The sequence below is a fragment of the Paenibacillus sp. RC334 genome, from assembly GCF_030034735.1.
In the GTDB taxonomy this organism is placed as follows: Bacteria; Bacillota; Bacilli; order Paenibacillales; family Paenibacillaceae; genus Paenibacillus; species Paenibacillus terrae_A.
This window is the reverse complement of sequence record NZ_CP125370.1, coordinates 4,377,850-4,399,279: the sequence shown is the minus strand read 5'-3', so window position 1 is coordinate 4,399,279 and position 21,430 is coordinate 4,377,850. Positions and strand designations below refer to the sequence as shown.

Genomic DNA, 21,430 nt, shown 5'->3' with positions numbered 1-21,430 from the left:
AAGGTTGCATAAATGCGTATGATTTTATTATCTGGAGGTTCTGGTAAACGTCTCTGGCCTTTGTCCAATGAGAGTCGCCCCAAGCAGTTTCTTACGATTCTGCGTCATGACGAACGACCTGAAAGTATGCTGCAACGGATTTGGCGGCAGTTATCTGAAGCAAATTTGGCAGGGGAGGCCTATTTTTCAACGAGTGGAACTCAAGCTGAGCTGATCCGTGGGCAAATTGGGGCGGACGCTGTGGTAATTGAGGAGCCAACCCGGCGGGATACATTTCCGGCCATTTCCTTGGCTGCGGCCTACTTACATGACCAGGCAGGTGCGTCGCGCGACGAGATTGTAGGGGTCATGCCGGTGGACGGATATGCGGGGGATGAGTTTTTCGAGCATTTACGCAGGCTTCCATCTATATTGGAGCAATCCGGGAGTGACATCGCACTCATGGGAGCTGTTCCAACGGAGCCTTCTGACAAATATGGCTATATTGTTCCTTCGTCATCTCCCTCCCCCAATCAGCCGTATCTCAGGGTTAGCTCATTTGTGGAAAAGCCGGATCTGATTCGTTCGGAGGCGCTGATCCGGGAAGGAGCACTATGGAATTGCGGTGTGTTCGCTTTCAGGCTTGGTTTTTTATTGGACATGCTGGAGCAAAAGGGTCTATCATCGAACTATGAATCTCTTTCGACAAATTATGCGGAATTACCCAAAACAAGCTTCGATATTGCGGTGGTGGAACAGACCCGTCAGCTTTCGGTGCTTCCGTATCATGGGGAGTGGAGGGATTTAGGAACGTGGGATTCGCTGGTGCGGGAAAGGAGCTCGGAGCTGAGCGGCCCGGGCTATATTTCGGAAGCTTCTCATGATTCGCATATTATCAATGAACTGGAGATTCCAGTTAGCATATGGAATGTCCCGGACATCATCGTCGTTGCCGGACCGGATGGTGTGCTGGTGACCGATCGACAGTCGTCCACAGGGATTAAGGATATGGTGACGGAAATTGAGATTGGCCCTCGCTTTGAGGAGCGTTTTTGGGGGAAACAAACGGTGTTGTCCCACCAACAAGCGACCAGCGGCTTACAGACAGTCACCAAACGGGTAGTCATCTCTGCTGGAAGATTTATCAGTTATCATGAGCATCAGTTCCGTAAAGAGGTTTGGACTATTGTGTCCGGGGTGGGAAGCGTCTGTATCGATGGAATAATGCAAACGGTCAACCCCGGTGAGGTTATCGTCGTAGAGTCGGGTACGAAGCATTATATAGGTGCTGTCGAGGGGGATTTGGAGTTCATCGAATCTCAAATTGGGCATATTGTGTCAGAAACCGATATTATTAGATACGAATTTCCCGACTCCATTTAACACTAGATATCGTATGAAGTAAATCTATAATAATAGGACCCAGCCGGTACAGACGATGCTATCATAAGGTAGTGAAGGCGAGTTAGGAACTGTTTTTCTTCAAAACCTTAAATCATCTGAAAATTCCCCAAAAAGGTATCCATGCGGTGAACGCGTGAATACCTTTTTCTGCATGTAAGCTTGTCCGTAAGACACGGTATAGGACGATGCTTATAAAATCAGTTTCTTGGAAATCAGCCACTCTTTTACCACATCCGTACTGAGATCTCTTTCAGGTGTCCATTCCACTTTATCTACCAGCTTGCCATGTCTGAATTCCGCAATGGTGGGGGTGTACTTTACATTGTATTCCTCTTTGAATTTATTCCATTCTGGCTTGTTCTTATGAATTTTGTGAACATTCAAAAAAGTGATTTTGGAGCCCAAATTGTATTGCTCGATCATCTTGTTAAAGTTAGGCTCAAAGCGGTTGCAGTCACCACAGCTGGGTCTGCCGACATAAACAAACACACTTTGGTCCTGCTGGATCATCTTCTTAAAACCCTCAATTGTAACCGCATTCAAGTGATCGTATATTTCGGGATAATTGCTTTTACTCGCTTGAATCTCTTTGTCTTTCTGCTGAACAACCTGCTCGAGATCCTGAAACTTGAACACAGCCGAAATAGCGATAGCAATGACGAGCAGCACAATCACGCTTAAACCGATAATATATCCTTTTTTCACAGAAATCCTCCTTTATTTAACAGTCTTATACACACCATAAACGATATTTCCATTTTTAGCTGTAATACTTGTCTCATTTTTACTTTTTTTCTACGAATCATGACATAAACATAAAAAAGGATATATTTGTAAAGTGCTTGGCTGAGGGCGAATATAAGCTGCTGTGGAAGGAACGCAAAAGAAGCTCCCCGCAAGGGAAGCTTCTTTTATACGTGAGGTAATGTTACTGTGTTAATTCATGATTAGATAACTACTGTCATCAAGTAGTCTTCACGTTTCACTTCAGATTCTGCTGTTTTCAGAACATCCAGGTACTTAGCAGAATTCGTCACAATGATCGGCGTAGCCGTCGGGTAACCTGCGGCTTTAATTTGCTCAATGTCAAATTCGAGCAGCAGTTGTCCTTGAGTAACGATGTCGCCTTCTTTTACGCGCTTGTCAAAAAATTGTCCTTTCAGCTTCACTGTATTCACGCCAACGTGGATCAAAATTTCTGCTCCGTCATTGGAAGTAATACCGATAGCATGTCCGGTCGGAAATACCGTCGTAATTGTTCCGTTTACAGGAGAAGTCAGTACGCCCTCTGTAGGTTCAATCAGAATTCCTTTACCCATAGCCCCTGAGGCAAAAGCGACATCAGAAGATTCTTCGAGTGGCAACACTTTACCTTGCAGCGGACTTACGAGAATTTCCTTCTCAATCACAGTTTCTTTCTTCTCAGGTGTTGGTGCTGCTTTGACAGTTTCTTCTTTTGGATCATCAAAGCCCAATACCATAACTAGCACCATTGCAAGTACAAAGGCAACGAGCAAGCCGATGACAAGCCACAAGAATCCAGCACCAAAATAAGTAGGCAATGCCAACAAACTAGGCAGGGAGAAGGATTTTGCAGTCGCTCCGCCGGAAGCGATAATAGCCCCGCCAATACCACCGGAAATACAAGCATAAATAAATGGCTTTTTCAATTTCAAAGTTACGCCATAAATCGTTGGTTCTGTAATCCCAAAAACAGCCGCCAGCGTAGAGGAACCTGCCAAAGCCTTCATTTGAGTATTTCGGGATTTCAGGAATACGCCCAATGTTGCACCAGCCTGAGAAAGTACGGCTGCTGTAAGCATCGGAAGCATCGTGTCATAACCCAATGTTGCAATATTCGACAGCATGACCGGAACGAAGCCCCAATGCACGCCGAAAATAACAAACACTTGCCAGAATGCCCCGGCAACAGCACCAGCGACCAGTGGGCTTAAATTGTATACCCAGGTAAAGCCGTTAGCCAAGCCTTGACTGATCATGTTACCTATTGGACCAAAGGCCAGGAATGTCAACGGAATAACGACCAGCAAAACCAGCATCGGAACGATAATATTTTTCACAGATTGATGGATAAAGGAATTGAACCAGCGTTCCACATAGGACTGAACCCAGACTGCGAGAATAATTGGAATAACACTGGAACTGTAATTAATCAGAATGATCGGAATACCCAGAAACGCCAATCTTTCCGGGTTGCTTACCGCTGCTATAACCGCCGGATAGACCAGAGCTCCGGCGATTGCCACCGATACAAAGGTGTTTGTCTTAAATTTACGGGATGATGTAACAGCCAGAAATACTGGCAGGAAATAAAATACGCTGTCCGAAGCAGCGCTTAGGATCAGATACGTACCGCTTTTATCATTAATCCAATGGAGTGACAAAATTAATGCCAGAATCCCTTTGAGCAAACCGGCTCCGGCAAGAGCGCCCAAGAGAGGCGAAAAAATGCTGGAAATGACATCGACGGCTTTACCAAGAAAGTTAGTTTTTTCGGAAGACTCTTCCTTTTTCTCACCTGCATTTTCGGCATCCTGCAAATTCGTTTCTGCCATCATATGCTCAAATACTTGACCTACATTGTTGCCGACGACAACTTGAAACTGGCCGCTGCTTTCAACCACCGTAATGACACCGGGCGTTGCTTCCAATGCAGCTTTGTCTGCTTTTGTACGATCATTTAATTTAAATCTCAAGCGTGTAGCGCAATGGAATACCGAATTGACATTCTCTTCGCCGCCAACGAGGGTCACTATTTTTCTGGATAGCTCTTTATCGCTCATGTTCAGAACTCCTTATGAGTTATTCTTGTTATGGATAGGACTTTCTGTTTACTTCATGTTGCTAAGATGCGCCGGCGTGCATCTTTTTAACCTTGTAAACAAGAAAAACCTAAACTCGTGGTAAAAACAACGCACCCTCTCCATAGAGGAAACGCCGATTTCACCATCAGTTTAGGTTTTGCCTGCCTTACCAGTCACAATCCATGAACGATGAAGGTATGAAGTTTTTAGACAGATTTATGATTCGACTTGTTACTTGGCAATGTTATTCCGCAATATTATTTCGCTCGGTCACTCGATGAATATGAATGGTCAGATATACATATTCGTCCTTGCTTAAATATTGATCGTATGTTTTTTCCAGATATTCATTGATCTTTTGCGCACAAGCGAAAGCTTCGGTATATGTCTGCTTTACCTGGTTGTACAAAAATTCTTCGCCGCTGTGAATGACCTCTTTACGAATCACCCGCATCGCAAAATATTGCAAATGCGTCAAAAATCTCGAATAGCTAAAAGAGGACTCGTCCAGCACAATACCGTAATGATACGTAATAATATTCAATATATGTTGAACAATCTCGGTCATTTTCAGCGTAGACTTCATTTCGTTACCGTCGATCCGAGCATTCACCATATGCAATGCGATAAAGCCCGCTTCGTCTTCGCCCAGCTTCACACCAAGCGTATTTTCAATTTTTTGCAGAGCATCCAGCCCAACCTCAAATTCTTTCTTGTAAAAGCGCTTAATCTCATACAGCATCGCGTTTTGGAGCGCGAGCCCCTTCTCTTGCCGCTGTATCGCAAAATGAATATGATCGGTCAGCGTTAAATAAATATTATCGCTTAATTCCGTATCCAGCACTTCCGTTGCATGGGTTACGATTTCATTCACGACCTCCAGATGAGATACGGGAATATCGTTTAGCAGCTCGGTAAGCTTGGCCGTGAACTCGTTTTCATTTAACATGAAAATCTTATCTATTTTATCATCATCGACTTGGTCCCCAGCCACCTTTTTGAAGGAAATGCCTCTTCCCATCACGATGACCTCTTTGCCTTTGTCGTTTTTAGTCAACAGGACGTTGTTATTGAGCACCTTCTCAATAATCATTGAAGTTCCCCCCTCCCATCCTTTACCAATAAAAAATGCCTAAGCACAATTCAACACTATTGTTAGCAATAGCACTCAATTGAACTCAGGCATTGCCCGCATCACCGGTCACAATCCTTTATATAGTGCTATTGTAGCACAAAAAAAAGCGATTTCAACATATTTTATTCTTATTCGACAAAAAACATTATAAACACAGGTCCTTTCGCCTAGCCCCTCAGTTAAGCGTTACTCTATGTAGTCGTGCGCTCAATGAGGCTGTATTGCAGGGGTTGCAGCTCCATTTGGCGACCTACGAGCTGAGGGGAAAGCATGTAAAAGGCATTTTGCGCCTGAGCCTCGATTGGATTCTGAACGGTTGTAATGCCCATCGTATGCGAGAGCTCCGTGTTATCAAACCCGACGATCGCCAGATCTTCCGGCACGCTCAGCAGTTGTCTGCGTGCTTCGCAGAGAATACCAACCGCCACATAATCGTTGGAGCACAGAATAGCCTGTGGGAATTCGTCCCGATACTGTAACAAATCGCGCACCACCTGCTCACCATCACGGATGTTATAGATGGAAGATTGATTCCAATGCTGCAATACAGGAAGATTATGCTGCTCCATGATATACGCATAGGCTCGTTGTCTGCTGTGGGTGTTGATGCTGCTTGGGCGGCCAAAGGCATTGGCTATACGAGTATAGCCTTTTTGTATCAAGTGTTTTAGCGCCAGCATGTATCCTTCGTACTGGTCCATGGCGACGGAGCGAATATCGGTATGATCCATTCGTTGCCACGACACGATCGGGCCATACTTGCAATAAGTGCTTAACAAATCGGTATCATTTACACAGGAAATGATGACCAGCGCATCAATTCTTTTTTCTTTTCAGATCTTCGAAGGCCTGAAGCTCTTTCTTCTTGTCTTCTCCCGAAGTATAAATTATCGTTTGAAATTCGTACTGGCCCGCCACCTCTACAAAGCTATTCAGAAATGCGAGAACAATTTCATTAATGGTTGAAGTGATGATGCCAATTTGAAGGGTCTGACCCTTGGATAAGGAAATGGCGTTCCGGTTGGGAACGTAATCCAGCTCCTGCATGATTTTTAAAATCTTACTTCTCGTCTCCCGGCTCACATGGGGGGACTTGTTTAACACTCTGGATACCGTAGCTTTGGAAAAGCCCGCCAGTTTGGCAATTTGATCAAGATTCGACATGCTGCTTCTCCTCACATATGAAAAATATTTGACATGAAACGCGTTACAACGTTTAGGATGCTTATGAGGGCATTACGTCTATTTTATAGCATCTGTCGATGCATTTCAAAAAAACGTTCCTCATGTTGTGGTATTATTCTGGCAATACTTGCGATATCGTAAAGCTAAGCCTTTAGGAAACGAGGGGATTTGCGAAATGACGATTCAAATTGCATATTTAGGATTTGGCAAAAGTACAACCAGATATCATCTGCCCTATGTTCAGATCAGGGACGCCTTTCAAGTATCGAGAGTGTTCACACGCCAAGTGAGGGAGGATATGGAAACGGCCTACCCCGACATTCAGTTCTCGGATCAAATTACGGACGTTCTGGGCGACCCGGAAATATCACTCGTCGTTGTATGTACGCCTTCCTCTACGCATTATGAATATGCAAAATTGGCTCTATCCCATGGCAAGCATGTGCTGGTGGAAAAGCCTTTTTGTGAAAACCTTGAGCAAGCGCAAGAACTGATCCAATTCGCCAAGGAAAATAATCTCATCATCATGCCTTATCAAAACCGGAGGTTTGACAGCGATTATCTGGCGTTCAAGGAAGCACTCCATTCCGGAAAGCTGGGAGACATCGTCGAAATTGAATCCCATTACGATTATTTCCGTCCCAATGCCAGTATGCCCGGCGGCAATCCTGTTAACGGAATGTACTACGGACTCGGTGTTCATACGCTGGACAGGCTCATCGCCTTATTTGGCAGACCGGAGCAAGTCGGATATGACATCAAGTCTATCCGTACTCCTCATGGCGCTGATGATTACAATGAAACTATATTATATTACCCGGACAAAAAAGTGATTGTAAAAACTTCTCTTGTGGTGTGCCTGCCTTACCCGCAGTTCACTATTCACGGCACGAAGGGCAGCTTTGTCAAATGGGGAGATGATCAGCAGGAAACCTGGCTGAAAGCCGGCAAGACCCCGGATGCGGAAGGTTTCGGACTGGATAATCCCGCTTCCTATGGCAAACTTAAATACGTTCCGCCCGGAAGTAGTGAAGCTATCGAGGAAACACTTCCTACGCCAATAGGAGATTATGGACAATTGTATGACTCGTTGTACGAGTCCATTGTGCACGGAACACCCAAGCTGGTTAAGGACGAGGATATTTTGCTGACAATCGAAATATTGGAAAGCGGCTTTAAGCAGCCTTCCCCGTCAATCGTTGATTTCCGGCGATAGGCTCGCCATCAAGAAAGGAAGTTACGCCATATGAAGCTCGGAATGATTGGAACTGGATGGATCAGCACAGAATGGGTTAAAGCCGTGAAGGAAGCTGGCGGCTGGGAAATTACAGCACTCTTTGTTCGAAATAAGGACAAAGGCGCAGCTTTTGCCGCCGGGTGTCAGCTTGAAAACATTACGCTGTATGACAGTTTGGAAGAGATGGCTCAATCCGATATTGATGCCATTTATATTGCTACGCCCAATTCCTTGCACATGCTGCAAGCGCGTCTTTTTTTGGAGCATGGCAAACATGCGATTGTCGAAAAACCGATCAGCCTGACAGAACAGGAATTGCGAGAAGCTTACGAGTTGGCTGACCGAAATGGTTGCTACCTGCTGGAAGCGGTTCGTCATATCCATGAGCCTAATTTTTTGCGCCTTAAGGACAACTTGAAGCGCGTGGGCAATATCCAGGGTGGCACCTTGTACTCCATGCAATTTTCCTCCCGGTATGATCAGTTGCTTTCAGGAGATACTCCTAATATCTTTTCTCTGTCTTATGGCGGGGGTGCATTAATGGATCTGGGTGTGTATTCGCTGTATTTTGCCATTGATTTGCTTGGAGCCCCTACATCAGGCTTGTACCGTGCCAAAAAGCATGAGAATGGCGTGGATTTGGGCGGCCCGATCCTACTGTCGTATCCCGATTTTACACTGGTGATCCAACTGGCCAAAAATGCTGTAACCACCAACCGTGTTGAAATTTACGGGGACCAGGCCACTATGATCTCCAGTGGTGTCTCTGGTATCACGGACGTATCGGTTCTGGATGTCCGTACTCAGGAAACAGATACTGTAAGTACTCCTGAAACTCATCATTTCATGTTTTACGAGGCTCAGGAATTTTATCGGATCATTGCCGAAAAGGACAAAGACCGCTACGAAGAATTGAAGTCATTGAGCATTGAGGTTCAGAAGATCAGCAATGAACTGCGCCATCAAAATGGCATTTATTTTGAAGATGGACAAAAATAACTAAAGAAGGAGGGGATGTATTATAAGTACTAGTAGCTGCCAACCCATGTGAAGTTGCTTACAATGAGGATGGCAAAGGCTGGTCCATTCAGGTCGTTATGGAATACTCCACAAGTGTTTAACATATCCAATAAGAAAAGAGGCTCTCATACTATGACTAAGATATTAAAAGGATTTCCGAAAAACTTTCTGTGGGGCGGGGCAACCGCAGCTAACCAATTGGAAGGCGCTTTTGACGTAGATGGAAAAGGATTGTCCAGTGCGGACGTGATTGCTTATGTACCCAAAGCAGAGCGCACAAACGATCATGCTATAGAGATTTCGTCCGAGCGACTCGAAGACATTTTGTCTGGTAAGGTAAATGCCCGTTTTCCAAAGCGCGAAGGTGTGGACTTTTTCCATCATTACAAAGAAGATATCGCATTATTTGCGGAAATGGGCTTTAAGGTATTCCGCATGTCCATTAACTGGTCGCGGATTTTCCCGAATGGTGATGATGCGGAGCCGAATGAAGCAGGACTGCAATTTTACGATAATGTATTTGACGAGCTGCGCAAGTATGGGATAGAGCCACTGGTGACATTGTCCCATTACGAAACACCGCTAGGTCTGACACAGAAATATAATGGCTGGCTCGGTCGCGAAGTAATACAGCACTACGTAAATTATGCCGAAACGGTGTTTACACGTTATAAGGATAAAGTGAAATACTGGCTGACTTTTAATGAGATCAATGTGATGACGATGAGTCCGTTCACAGGTGGCGGTGTGGTCATTGATCGTGTAGATAACAAGCAGCAAGCGATCTATCAAGCCCTGCATCACCAGTTTGTGGCGAGCGCATTGGCGACAAAACGAGGCCATGAGATTATTCCTGGCTCTCAAATCGGATGTATGCTGGCTCGTATGGAAAGCTATGCACATACGTGTAACCCGGAAGACGTGCTGAAAAGTCAGCATGAAAACCAGATGAATCTGTTCTTTACGGATGTACATGCCCGTGGGGAATATTCAAATTATATGAACCGTTATTTTGAAGAAAATAATATTGTTTTGCACACAGAACCCGGCGATGCCGAAATTCTGAAAAACAACACGGTCGATTACATCTCATTCAGCTATTACATGACCTTGACTGTCTCTGCAGGTCCGGAAGGCGAGAAAGCAGCGGGGAACCTGATTGGCGGCGTGAAAAATCCATATTTGCAATCCTCTGACTGGGGCTGGCAGATTGATCCGATCGGCCTGCGTGTTACGCTGAACACATTATATGACCGTTATCAAAAGCCGCTGTTCATCGTGGAAAACGGCTTGGGTGCATATGACAAGGTGGAAGAAGACGGCTCCATTCACGACACGTATCGCATTGATTATTTGCGCCAACATATCGCTCAAATGAAGGAAGCGATTGCGGACGGTGTGGATCTGATCGGTTACACTAGCTGGGGACCTATCGACCTTGTGAGTATGTCCACTTCCGAAATGTCCAAGCGTTACGGATTTATTTATGTTGATCTGGACGATGACGGTAACGGAACACTGAAGCGCTCCAAGAAGGATTCTTTTGACTGGTACAAAAATGTAATTGCCACCAACGGCGAAGAACTGTAATCCAAGCTAACTGAATATAACCCAATATGGCCTGGGGGCGGGTGCGGCAGAGAACATCATGAGGATGAATCTGGCTGCGCCCGCCTTTATTTTATAGGCTCATCTTAAGATAACCAAACGACTTCACAAATTTTTCACTTGTAAAAAGCTGAAAGTTTTCTGTATAATAAAAAACAATTTCATATGTCTGGTTGATGTTTGCGGGAGATGGAACGTAAGTTCCGACCGAAGGGGCAAAACTCTCAGGTGCTTGGGCTGATTACAGCAACAAGCGGGACCGTAAACGGACAGAACTCTGGAGAGACCCTTAATTGGGCGCCGAAGGTGCACCGCAGATATCATCTGCTTAAACTCTCAGGCAAAAGGACAGAGACGCGAATAACCTGTGACAGGGGATGCCCTAGGCTTTTTTATGAGCTGTTAGTGGCTGAATCCTGCACAAGATGGTTGTATTTTTTCGTGCCTTTAACCTCTCCAGGAGTCGAATCAGCGGATTTGACTCTTTTTTGTTTTTTAATATGCAGGAGGAGCGGGTTGAAATGAATTTGGTACATGTGTTAGAAACGATTAGCAGTTGGATATGGGGGGCCCCACTGATCATTCTCGTTATGGGAACAGGTCTGTGGCTGACCATACGGTTGAAAATGTTGCAGGTTTTCCGCCTGCCTCTGGCGATCAAGCTGATCGGAAAGGCCCCAAATGAAGGTAGTGGGGATGTCAGCAGCTTTGCGGCCCTGAGTACGGCGCTGGCGGCTACAGTAGGTACAGGAAGTATTGTCGGCGTCGCGACAGCGATAAAACTGGGCGGACCGGGTGCTCTGTTCTGGATGGTTGTTGCAGCCTTTTTCGGGATGGCGACGAAATATGCGGAAGGTGTACTTGCAGTAAAATACCGGGTGAAGGATCGGAATGGACAATTTTCCGGCGGCCCTATGTATTATATTGAAAAAGGGCTTGGACGCCGCTTTAAACCGTTGGCGATGCTGTTTGCTTTTTCCGGGATGCTGGTAGCGCTGTTCGGGATTGGAACATTTCCTCAGGTCAAAGCGATTGTATCCTCAACCGAAAACAGCTTCGGTGTTCCACCAATTGTAACGGCATTGATTATTGCTACCCTTACGGGACTCGTTACTATTGGAGGGCTCAAGAGCATTGCCAAGGTATCGACCAAAGTTGTTCCCTTCAAAACAGGCTTGTACGTGTTGATCTGTATGATCGTACTGATTCGGTTCGCCGATCAGATTCCTGCCGCACTCGCGCTTGTGCTGCATTCGGCGTTTTCGACGACGTCTGCGACGGGTGGATTTGCCGGAGCTACGATTATGCTGGCGATGCGCAGCGGGGTAGCCAGAGGGATTTTTGCCAATGAGGCCGGATTGGGAAGCGCACCGATTGCAGCCGCAGCCGCCAAAACCAAATGGCCTGCGGAGCAAGGGTTGATTTCCATGACAGGTGTGTTTATAGATACGATGATTATTTGCGTGATGACCGGGCTGACGCTGCTGGTTAGCGGCGTATGGAGCGGTCCTACCGATGCGGGCTTGATGACGCAGCAAGCTTTCTCCAGCGCATTCCCGCTTGGTGCGGAACTGCTCACAATCATTCTGATTATGTTCGCGTTCACCACGATGCTTGGCTGGAACTACTATGGAGAACGCTGTGTTGAATATTTGCTGGGTGTCAAATGGATTAAGCCGTACCGTTATCTGTTCATTGCGCTGGTTGCCGGAGGCGCGTTTATTAAGCTGGATGCGATCTGGTTGCTGGCAGATATCTTTAACGCCATGATGGCCTTCCCGAACTTGATTGCACTGCTCGGCTTGTCGGGAATTGTAGTTGCAGAAACCCGTACCTATATGGATTCCTTGTATCCTGACAAGAAAAAGGGAATACTTGCAGGTGCCAGTGCAGGAGCAGCCATAGAAATAGAAGAAAAAGGACAAACAGTCAGCTCGTAAAGTCCGATATATCCGGATTTAAGAATATTGACTCTGCAAGATCATTTGCCAGGATAACGAAAGGGAGTGTCCCTCAGCCATTACAGGCTGGGAGGACACTCCCTTTTTGCGTTTTAGAGCAGGATAAAGCTGACTCAGTAAATCTAATCTTTGACTGCTCCAGCTGCAAGATCGGAAATAAACTGGCGGCTAATGAAAAGAAATAAAATGATAAGCGGCAGTACAGCCAACAGGGTGCCAGCAATGACCATCGCATAATCCGTATTGTAAATACCGTTTAATTGGGACAACGCAATCTGGAGCGTAAATTTGCGCTCATCGGTTAATATGATTAACGGCCATAAATAATCATTCCATGCTCCTATGAAGGTGAATGCGCCGAGAAAAGCGAACGCAGGACGTAGAATCGGGAGCGCCACATTCCAATACAGCCGAAAAAAGCTGCATCCATCCATCCGTCCTGCATCCAGCAACTCCTTTGGAATGGATTCCTCTGCATATTGGCGTATCCAGAAGATGCCGAAGGCATTCACCATCCCCGGAATGATTAGAGCTTTGAACGTGCCCACCCATCCAAAGGCGGCCATCATGACAAAGGAGGGGACAAGCGACAGTTGGGAAGGGACCATCATCGTAGCCAGCAGAATGATGAATAATGCTTTTTTGCCCGGAAAATCAAACTTGGCGAATGCAAACCCGGCCAGTGAATCGAAAAACAGCACCAACAGGGTAACGGAGCTGGCTACAAAAAGCGTATTAAAAAAAGCTCCGGCAAAATCAATCTGCTGCAATACTCTCGTCACATTGCTCCAGAAGTGGCTTCCAAACCATAACTGTGGTGGAAAACGATAGATGTCCGAAGTTGTACGGGTAGCCATGACGATAAGCCAGTAAAAAGGAAACATCGACAGAATCATTCCCGTCGACAGCCCGGTATATAAAATAACGGATTTTACACGTGCCTGCATCATGTTGTAGAACCCCCTTTCTGCCGTTATTTTTTGCCTTGTACGAGCTTCCAGTTCACGATGGAGAACAGGGCAATAATGAGGAACATGCCCCATCCGACGGCTGCACCATATCCAAAATAGTTGTTAATGAACGATTCACGATACAGATACAACACAATGGTCATGCCACTTGCTCCGGCACCACCGTCATTACCGACCAGCACCTGCGGCTCGGTGAACAACTGCATTCCGCCAATGGTAGACGTAATTACGGTAAACAGGATGACCGGACGAAGCATAGGAATGGTGATGCGGAAGAAAGCTTGCGCTCCAGTTGCTCCATCTATTTTCGCAGCTTCATACAGCACATGCGGAATACTCTGGAGTCCGGCCAGGTAGATGATCGCGTTATAGCCGGTCCATCTCCATACAACCATGGAGGAAACGGCGATTTGGATCCCCCACGGCACATTAAGCCACTGGATCATAGGCAAGCCCGGGAGTTGCAGCAGGTAATTGAGAAATCCGAAATTATTGGCAAATAAAGCGCCAAAGATGATGGCAACAGCCACAATGGATGTCACGTTCGGCAGAAAAAATCCGACCCTCCACAGGGTACGCATTTTGACAAAAGGTGCATAAAGCAGGAAGGCAATCATCAGTGCAAAAAATAGCATCGGAATCGTTGAATACACCCAGATCGCAAAGGTATTACCCACAGCCTGCCAAAATTCGTTATCTGTCACAAGATAGCCAAAGTTACCCCAGCCGTTATAGGTCATATCTCCGATGCCATCCCATTTGTGAAACGCCAGATATAATGAAAAGCCAATCGGAAACAAGCCGAAGATGCCAAACAGCAGGTAAAACGGCGAGATTGCGGCATATACGGCACGGTGCTTCCATATTTCTTTCAGCATATTGACCACACGCCTTTTTTAAATTTTTGATTTTTTACCGCTGTAATTCCCGTTCGATTCGGTCCATCGTTTCCGTCCATAATGCATCGGGATCGGCATCCTGCTTGGCGACATTGGCAAGGCGACGTGTCACAATGCCGTGAATGACAGGATAACGCTCGCCGAAATAGCTGCTTTTGACATTACGTGCGGAGGCGGCAAAGATCAGTCCGGTGGCCTGACCGCCAAAGAAAGGCTCGGGTGTCTCCATGGCAGGATCGTCATAGACGCCAGGAGTGGACGGGAACAGCCCGATTTTTTGGTAGGCTTCCAACTGGTGTTCCGGGTTTTGCAGCCAGGTCAGGACTTCAAAGGCTTCTTTGGGGTGTTTGCTGGATTTGAGGATGGAAATGAAAGATCCACCCAAATTGCCGTCCCCTCCAGGGGCACGGGCGACTCTCCACTTGCCCGCAGTATCCGGCGCAGCCTCCGTGAGAACTTGCTTCATCCAGATTGCACCTATAAAAGAGGCAACTTTTCCGTTATTGACCGAAGCATTCCATTCGGGGGTCCAGCCATCCGCATTGGCGAGTAGATGCTTCTTGTGAAAAGCCACGGCGGTTTGCCAGCCCAAACGGATATGAGGGGATTGATTACCGATGTAGCTGCCGTCCGGCTTGAAGTACAGGTCTGTATTTTGAGCAAGCATCTGATTGTAAACGTTTACAATATTATCAGCTAAAAACGAACGACTTCCGAGCTTTTGCTGAAGCTGTTTTCCGGCAACCATATAGTCGTCCCATGTGCGAATCGTAGCACTGACCTTTTCAGGATCACTGGGCAGACCCGCCTGTTCAAAGAGATCACTGCGATAGAAGAGGGCGGTAGGGCCTGTGTCCATGGGAAAGGCAATCATGCTGCCATCAGGGGTAATGCCCTGATTCCATTTCCACTCCAAATACTGATCCTTGAATTGATCTGCTCCCAGTGTTCTCAAATCATAAAAACGATCCGCACTAGGAAATAACTCTACCATCCAGTCGTTCAAAGCTACGATGTCCGGTTCACCGGAACGGGCTGCCAGAGTCGTCTTGAGCTTGGCTTTGAAATCACCGCCGATTTTTTGGGTGTTCAATTTAATGTCGGGAAACTGCTTTTCGGCACGAGCGAGTAGTTCATCGTCAATAGAACGGTTCCAGTACCATAATGTAAGCGTTATCTTTTTGTGGTTTGGCAAATTGCTTTCAGATGAATGACTTTCAGAGGACAGAGGGCCGCTACAACCACTAAACATAGTGAGGAAAGCAAGACATAACACCAGCCATCGTACTGTCTTCACGTCATTTCCCTCCTTGCTGTCTGAGTTGGTCTACCTGCTGAACAAGTTGTGAATGGTTTAGCTCCATCATATGAATCTGTTATCCATTTATGTGCATATGCCTTAACCAAAAACAAAAAATTTGAAACGTATATCCACTTGAGCATTTTGCAACAATCCCAAGAGCGATTTCAAATCAGCAATCTATAGATCGAAACGGTTTAGTTGGTCTATCTATTGTACTTTCGAGCGTTGGAAATCGAATGATGCAAAATGCTGACTTAAAAAAGCGCGTGCGTCTCTTACATGAAGATCACACGTGCCTAAGCTCAGGGGTCGGATTACTACATCAACCGTTGTATTTCATCTTTCAGAATTTCGGATCGCGTACCGAAAATAATCTGTACGCAGTTGACATCGCTTACATGCTTATATAATATCAAATTTAAGTTAATAATCGTGACGGAGACAAGAGAGCCACGCAGACATCCCATGTTAGAGCACAGGGGGCGGTTTGTGATGGCTTTTCTTTTTTTGTGCGCGGTGAAAGCGATTGAAAATCGGTTGATCTATTGAGGAGGTAGGTTGTATGTCGCCATACGCAGCCGAATTCATAGGGACGATGATCCTTATTGCCCTAGGTGGCGGAGTGTGCGCAGGGGTGTCCCTGAAAAAATCATTTGCCCACGGCTCTGGCTGGATTGTGATCGGATTGGGGTGGGGGCTCGCGGTCGCCGTTGCGGTATATGCGGTTGGTCAGATCAGCGGAGCACACTTAAATCCGGCGGTGACGCTGGCGCTTGCATTTCAGGGAGTTTTTCCGTGGAGGGATGTTCCGGGCTATATTGCAGCTCAGCTTCTTGGGGCCATGGCGGGTGCCGTGATTGTGGTTTTGCATTATTTGCCCCACTGGAAAGAGACGGAGGACACAGCAACCAAACTCAGTGTATTTGCTACAGGACCGGCTATGGATCATCCATTCGCTAACGTGATTAGTGAAATGATAGGTACTTTCATCTTTGTTCTTGCTTTGCAGTCATTCGGTGCCAACTCCTTCGCTGAGGGATTGAATCCACTCATTGTGGGTTTTCTGGTTGTCAGCATTGGCTTGTCCTTCGGCGGGACTACAGGTTATGCTATTAATCCGGCTAGAGATTTGGGCCCGCGTCTTGTGCATTGGTTGCTGCCGATTCCCGGTAAAGGCACATCGAACTGGAAATATGCCTGGGTGCCAATTGTAGGTCCGTTGCTGGGGGGCTCTTTCGGAGGGTTGTTTTACCAGACCGTATTTAAAGGGAATATGACTCCAGCTTTCTGGATTGTGTTGGGTATGATTGTAGTGGTGCTTATGCTTACCTTTCGTTTCAGCCGTACTTATAAAAGTGATAAAGCTCATAAAATGACAGCATAAAATGAGTGGATTACAGGGGAGAGATTAACGATGGAAAAATATATTTTGTCACTGGATCAGGGAACGACAAGCTCAAGAGCGATTTTGTTTAACAGTAAAGGGGATGTGGTGTACTCGGCTCAGCGGGAGTTTCCGCAATACTTTCCTCATCCCGGCTGGGTAGAACAGAATGCGAATGAAATCTGGAGTTCCATTCTGGGGGTCATTGCATCCTGTCTATCCGAATCCGGTGTAAAAGCGAACCAAATTGCCGCTATCGGCATTACCAATCAGCGTGAATCGGTAGCCGTATGGGACAAAAATACAGGACTTCCTGTGTATAACGTACTTGTATGGCAGTCGCGCCAAACCTCCGAGATCTGCGAAGAACTGAAGCAGCAAGGGCATCAGGAGCTATTCCACAGTAAAACAGGGCTGTTGATTGACCCGTATTTCTCAGGCACAAAAGTGAAGTGGATACTGGATCATGTAGAAGGTGCGCGGGAAAAGGCAGAACGAGGCGACTTGCTGTTCGGTACGATTGATTCGTGGCTGATCTGGAAGCTGTCCGGCGGCAAGGCGCATGTGACCGACTATTCCAACGCAGCCAGAACACTGATGTATAACATTTATGAGCTAAAGTGGGACGAAGAACTGCTGGACATTCTCGGTGTGCCAAAAAACATGCTGCCTGAGGTACGGCCTTCCTCCGAGGTATATGCGCATACGGTGGATTATCATTTCTTTGGTCAAAATATACCGATTGCAGGCGCAGCGGGTGACCAGCAGGCGGCTCTATTTGGTCAGGCTTGTTACGAAAAAGGGATGATCAAAAATACTTACGGCACAGGTTGCTTCATGCTGATGAACACGGGCGATCAACCCGTGGAATCCAAGCACGGACTTATTACGACCATCGCTTGGGGGCTGGAGGAAGGCAAGGTGCAATATGCGCTGGAGGGGAGTGTCTTTGTAGCGGGCTCGGCGATTCAGTGGCTTCGTGACGGTCTGCGTATGTTCCGTGAAGCCAAAGACAGTGAAGCCTATGCAGCCCGCGTTCCCTCTTCGGAAGGGGTGTATCTGGTACCAGCTTTTGTCGGCCTGGGCAGTCCATACTGGGATAGCGAGGTGCGTGGAGCGATGTTTGGCCTGACACGGGGGACCACAAAAGAACATTTTATTCGTGCAACACTGGAGGCACTTGCTTACCAGACGAAAGATGTGCTTGCCGCGATGGAAATTGACTCCGGCATTGCCGTGAAGACATTGCGAGTGGATGGGGGAGCCGTGCTGAACAATTTTCTGATGCAATTCCAGAGCGATATTCTGGATGCCACAGTAGAACGGCCTGTGATCCATGAGACAACAGCACTGGGAGCCGCATGTCTGGCAGGTTTGGCGATTGGATACTGGAAGAGCATGGATGAGCTGCGCAAGCGTGTGAGGGTGGAGCGATCTTTTACCCCCGGTATGGATGAAGAAACGCGCAGCAGTTTGTATGAAGGCTGGAAAAAGGCTGTGAAGGCGACAATGGCCTACAAGTAATAGCTTAAACGAAGGATCTCTTCTAGAGCAACGCAATGTCTTTTTCGGTTACACGTAAGACAGTTGAATTGGGCGTTATATTTTATCCGCTCCACCACTGTTGTTTACTCTGATTAAAACTTAAATGCCCCGTAAGATGGACACTTTCTCTCAAAGTGTCCATCTTACGGGGCATAGTCATGTAACACTGAGGTGACTCCCTTTTTTCGTTAAAGAGTTATAGAAAGCTGGCACACTCTATGAGATATGTTATTAGCCCAACTTATCTTAGCCCTTAACCTTCGTATGGTTCCAATTTTGCCGGGCTCCGCAGGAGCTCCGAATGACTAGCTCCGGTTCTACTTTAATACATTTCGTTTCCATTTGTTTATTCATCAGGTCAAATAGCACCATAGCGGCTAGTCGTCCTATTTTTTGTTTATCTTGTTTTACAGTGGTCAGTGGAGGATCGGTGTAACGACAGGCTTCTATATCATCACATCCCACCACAGCAATATCCTCGGGTACCCTCAAGCCGCTTTCCTTGAAAGCACGGATGACACCAAAGGCAAGCAGGTCGGTAGCCGCAAAAATAGCCCTTGGCAAATTTCCTTGCTGGATCCACGCCTTCGCTATCTGGTATCCATCTTCCGCCGCGTAGTCCTTAGCATACACGATCCATTCGGGTCTGACATCAAGACTAAACCGTTTTAGTGAAGTGATAAAGGCTTCTTCTCTCTCCTTAATTACCAGGGATGGGCGTTCAATTCCAATAAAACCCATATCTCGGTAACCATTCATGTAAAAATGCTCAACAACCTTCATTGAGATCTTCTGATTATCGGACATAATGTAACAGGAACTGGATCCGGTTAGTTCAATATCGACACCAATGCAGGGGATGGGGCTGGCGTCGAGATCAAAAACGCTCTTCTCCACTTCATCTCCGGCAATAATAATGCACCCGTCCACTGAAAAATATTTCGAACGAGCCAAATAGTCCTCTCCATTGTCCAGAAATTTTTCATTCGAAAAAAACAGCAGGTCGTAACCGAGCAAGCCAATCTGTTTTTTGAAGACATTAATGATATCTACAAAAAAAGGATGGCTAAAATCGACATTCAGCTTGCCAGCGAATATAACGCCTACCAGATTTGATTTTTTGGTAGCAAGCGTTTTAGCCGAGGAGGAGGGTCTATAGCCTGTTTCCTCCATAATTTTAAGCACCCGCTGCCGGGTTTCCTCACTGATATCCGTATAATTATTTATAATTTTTGAAACCGTTGCTACAGAAACGCCTGCCATACTCGCTATTGTTTTTATATTCATGAAATCCTCCAAAACTAAACTGGTTTAGTTGAATTGACTTTGCATTCTAAATTTAATGATTACTCGTATTCTATGCTACCTCATAGAGGAGAGTCAACAGTGCTTTTAGGATATATTTTAATATAATATGGAAAAATAAGTTTAATTTAGTGGTGGTTCATCTTTTTTTTGATATTTCACAAATCTCTATTTACAAATACAGATCATTCGTTACATAATGGTAAATGTAAACAACGAAACTGCTTTCGTAATGTGTGGATGTATGTATTCTAAAATGTTATGGGGGGATTCTGCAATGCTAAAAAAGAGTTTTTCTTTACTTCTTGTAACCGCTTTAATCGTGGTATTGGCCGCTTGCGGTAAAGGTAGCGGAACTGCACAGGAGGGGAATAAGAAGGTCACGTTAAAGATTATTCATTGGCAACAGGAAAATATTAATAACTATATAAAGGAATTTAATAAAAAGTTTGAAGAGAAGTATCCAGATGTTCAGGTAGAGTATACGACAGTTCCTGCTGACTCAACGTATGATCAACTGATGCAAACACGTATGAATGCTGGTTCATCCGGTGATGCAGACATTATTCCTCTGAAATTCAGCTTCGTAGGCGCTCCGCAGGAATGGTCCAAGGGAGCAGCTGATCCGATGTGGAAGCAATGGATTGACGGAGGACTAATAGCCGATCTGTCGGATCAAGCTTTTATAAAAAACTATAATCCTACAGATGTCAAAAATGCCATGACCTATAAGGACAAGGTATACGGTGTAAATATGGGTAAGGTGGCACTTACAGGTCTGTTCTATAACAAAGAGATTTTTGAAAAATATAATCTTGCTGTGCCCACAACTTGGGATGAGCTGGTAAATGTTATGAAGGTGCTCAAGGACAACGGCGTAGAACCGATTGGTTTCGGCGGTAAGGATGTTTGGCCTATTAATCTTGCAGTCCAAGGGCTTCAAGCCTCTATCCATGATGATCAGCTGGAATATATTAAAGGGCTGTGGACAGGGAAGACGAAGCTGACAGATCCCGTCCAGCTTGAGGTGCTGGAAAAAACACAAATTTTGATGAACAACGCCATTGGTGGATTTATGGGGATTGACTATGGAACCCTGCCAAGCTTGTTTGCTACAGGGCGTGTAGCTATGATTGCAGATGGCACGTGGGATGCAACGACGATCCAGACAGCCAATCCAGAGATGAAATTTGGTTATTTCCCGATTCCAGGCAGCAATGATCCGGCAAAAAATAAGAACCTTGCAGGCAAGTACGATATGACATGGATGGTATTGGAAAAGTCGCCAAACAAGGATTATGCGATCAAATGGCTTGAAATGCTTTCCGAAAAGCAGAACTATACGGATTTTGTGAACGCCGCCGGATTTTTGCCGACACAGCCTGATGTGAAGATAAGTAGTGAATTTGTTAATGAAATCCAGCCCTCACTGGAGAACTTCAAGCTCTCTTGGGATCAGCTGTTTATCAATCGTAAGAATGTTGGACAGTACATTAAGGATGCCAGCGTACATGCTGAATTTCTGACGCCTGCCGGTCCGCTAAAGACGCCTTTGGAGCTTGCCCAAAAATCCCAGGCAGACTGGGATGCGGCAGCCCCTAAATAAATCAAAAGGTTTTACATGAGCGCAAATTGGCAACTGTAAAGCTCCCATAATAATGTAAAAAGG

At 46.0% G+C, this 21,430-nt stretch carries 15 protein-coding genes, 1 pseudogene and 2 riboswitches; of the genes and pseudogenes, 8 read left to right on the top strand and 8 right to left on the bottom strand.

The annotated features are described in order from the left end of the window. The first annotated feature begins 12 nt into the window (after positions 1-12). Positions 13-1,362, top strand: a complete 1,350-nt coding sequence (locus QMK20_RS20160) for a sugar phosphate nucleotidyltransferase (RefSeq protein ID WP_283653032.1) — start codon at positions 13-15, stop codon at positions 1,360-1,362. A 210-nt stretch (positions 1,363-1,572) separates the two neighbouring features. Here the strand turns inward: QMK20_RS20160 and QMK20_RS20155 are convergent, their stop codons facing one another. The 4 genes and pseudogenes from QMK20_RS20155 to QMK20_RS20140 form a co-directional block, all read right to left on the bottom strand. Beyond that, on the bottom strand, positions 1,573-2,088 hold the full coding sequence (locus QMK20_RS20155; RefSeq protein WP_283653031.1) for a thioredoxin family protein: 516 nt from the start codon (positions 2,086-2,088) through the stop codon (positions 1,573-1,575). Positions 2,089-2,330: 242 nt separating this feature from the next. Beyond that, the gene (locus QMK20_RS20150) at positions 2,331-4,187 is read right to left on the bottom strand and encodes a beta-glucoside-specific PTS transporter subunit IIABC (protein ID WP_044645625.1); all 1,857 of its coding nucleotides are present in this window, start codon (positions 4,185-4,187) and stop codon (positions 2,331-2,333) included. A gap of 265 nt (positions 4,188-4,452) precedes the next feature. Then, the gene (gene licT / locus QMK20_RS20145; RefSeq protein ID WP_137059994.1) at positions 4,453-5,301 is read right to left on the bottom strand and encodes a BglG family transcription antiterminator LicT; all 849 of its coding nucleotides are present in this window, start codon (positions 5,299-5,301) and stop codon (positions 4,453-4,455) included. A gap of 233 nt (positions 5,302-5,534) precedes the next feature. Then, a pseudogene (locus QMK20_RS20140) lies at positions 5,535-6,507 on the bottom strand (LacI family DNA-binding transcriptional regulator). A 196-nt stretch (positions 6,508-6,703) separates the two neighbouring features. Here QMK20_RS20140 and QMK20_RS20135 point away from each other — a divergent pair. The 4 genes from QMK20_RS20135 to QMK20_RS20120 all read left to right on the top strand — a co-directional run bounded on the left by QMK20_RS20135 (position 6,704) and on the right by QMK20_RS20120 (position 12,333). Further along, positions 6,704-7,744, top strand: coding sequence for an oxidoreductase (locus QMK20_RS20135; protein ID WP_283653030.1), 1,041 nt, complete (start codon positions 6,704-6,706; stop codon positions 7,742-7,744). A 30-nt stretch (positions 7,745-7,774) separates the two neighbouring features. Then, complete coding sequence (locus tag QMK20_RS20130) at positions 7,775-8,764, top strand: Gfo/Idh/MocA family protein (protein ID WP_283653029.1); 990 nt, start codon at positions 7,775-7,777, stop codon at positions 8,762-8,764. Positions 8,765-8,917: 153 nt separating this feature from the next. Further along, complete coding sequence (locus QMK20_RS20125) at positions 8,918-10,375, top strand: glycoside hydrolase family 1 protein (RefSeq protein WP_283653028.1); 1,458 nt, start codon at positions 8,918-8,920, stop codon at positions 10,373-10,375. A gap of 191 nt (positions 10,376-10,566) precedes the next feature. Further along, a riboswitch (glycine riboswitch) is annotated at positions 10,567-10,643 on the top strand. Positions 10,644-10,660: 17 nt separating this feature from the next. Continuing rightward, positions 10,661-10,755: riboswitch (glycine riboswitch) on the top strand. A 159-nt stretch (positions 10,756-10,914) separates the two neighbouring features. Then, positions 10,915-12,333: an alanine/glycine:cation symporter family protein gene (locus QMK20_RS20120; RefSeq protein WP_283653027.1), complete on the top strand. Its 1,419-nt coding sequence runs from the start codon at positions 10,915-10,917 to the stop codon at positions 12,331-12,333. 143 nt (positions 12,334-12,476) lie between these two features. On the opposite strand, the gene QMK20_RS20115 is transcribed toward QMK20_RS20120, so the two are convergent. The 3 genes from QMK20_RS20115 to QMK20_RS20105 are packed head-to-tail and all read right to left on the bottom strand — an operon-like array spanning position 12,477 to position 15,521. Then, positions 12,477-13,304, bottom strand: a complete 828-nt coding sequence (locus QMK20_RS20115; RefSeq protein WP_283653026.1) for a carbohydrate ABC transporter permease — start codon at positions 13,302-13,304, stop codon at positions 12,477-12,479. 23 nt (positions 13,305-13,327) lie between these two features. After that, positions 13,328-14,203 (bottom strand): carbohydrate ABC transporter permease, encoded by an 876-nt coding sequence (locus QMK20_RS20110; RefSeq protein ID WP_283653025.1) that lies wholly within the window; start codon positions 14,201-14,203, stop codon positions 13,328-13,330. 34 nt (positions 14,204-14,237) lie between these two features. Then, positions 14,238-15,521, bottom strand: a complete 1,284-nt coding sequence (locus QMK20_RS20105; RefSeq protein WP_283653024.1) for an ABC transporter substrate-binding protein — start codon at positions 15,519-15,521, stop codon at positions 14,238-14,240. A gap of 568 nt (positions 15,522-16,089) precedes the next feature. Here QMK20_RS20105 and QMK20_RS20100 point away from each other — a divergent pair. Beyond that, a complete protein-coding gene (locus QMK20_RS20100; protein ID WP_283653023.1) occupies positions 16,090-16,911 on the top strand; it encodes an MIP/aquaporin family protein in 822 nt (273 codons plus the stop codon). Between the two features lie 30 nt (positions 16,912-16,941). Beyond that, positions 16,942-18,435, top strand: a complete 1,494-nt coding sequence (glpK, locus tag QMK20_RS20095) for a glycerol kinase GlpK (protein WP_283653022.1) — start codon at positions 16,942-16,944, stop codon at positions 18,433-18,435. Between the two features lie 267 nt (positions 18,436-18,702). Here the strand turns inward: glpK and QMK20_RS20090 are convergent, their stop codons facing one another. Continuing rightward, the gene (locus QMK20_RS20090; protein ID WP_283653021.1) at positions 18,703-19,743 is read right to left on the bottom strand and encodes a LacI family DNA-binding transcriptional regulator; all 1,041 of its coding nucleotides are present in this window, start codon (positions 19,741-19,743) and stop codon (positions 18,703-18,705) included. Between the two features lie 295 nt (positions 19,744-20,038). On the opposite strand from QMK20_RS20090, the gene QMK20_RS20085 reads away from it, so the two are divergent. Continuing rightward, positions 20,039-21,367 (top strand): ABC transporter substrate-binding protein, encoded by a 1,329-nt coding sequence (locus QMK20_RS20085; protein ID WP_283653020.1) that lies wholly within the window; start codon positions 20,039-20,041, stop codon positions 21,365-21,367. Positions 21,368-21,430: the final 63 nt, after the last annotated feature.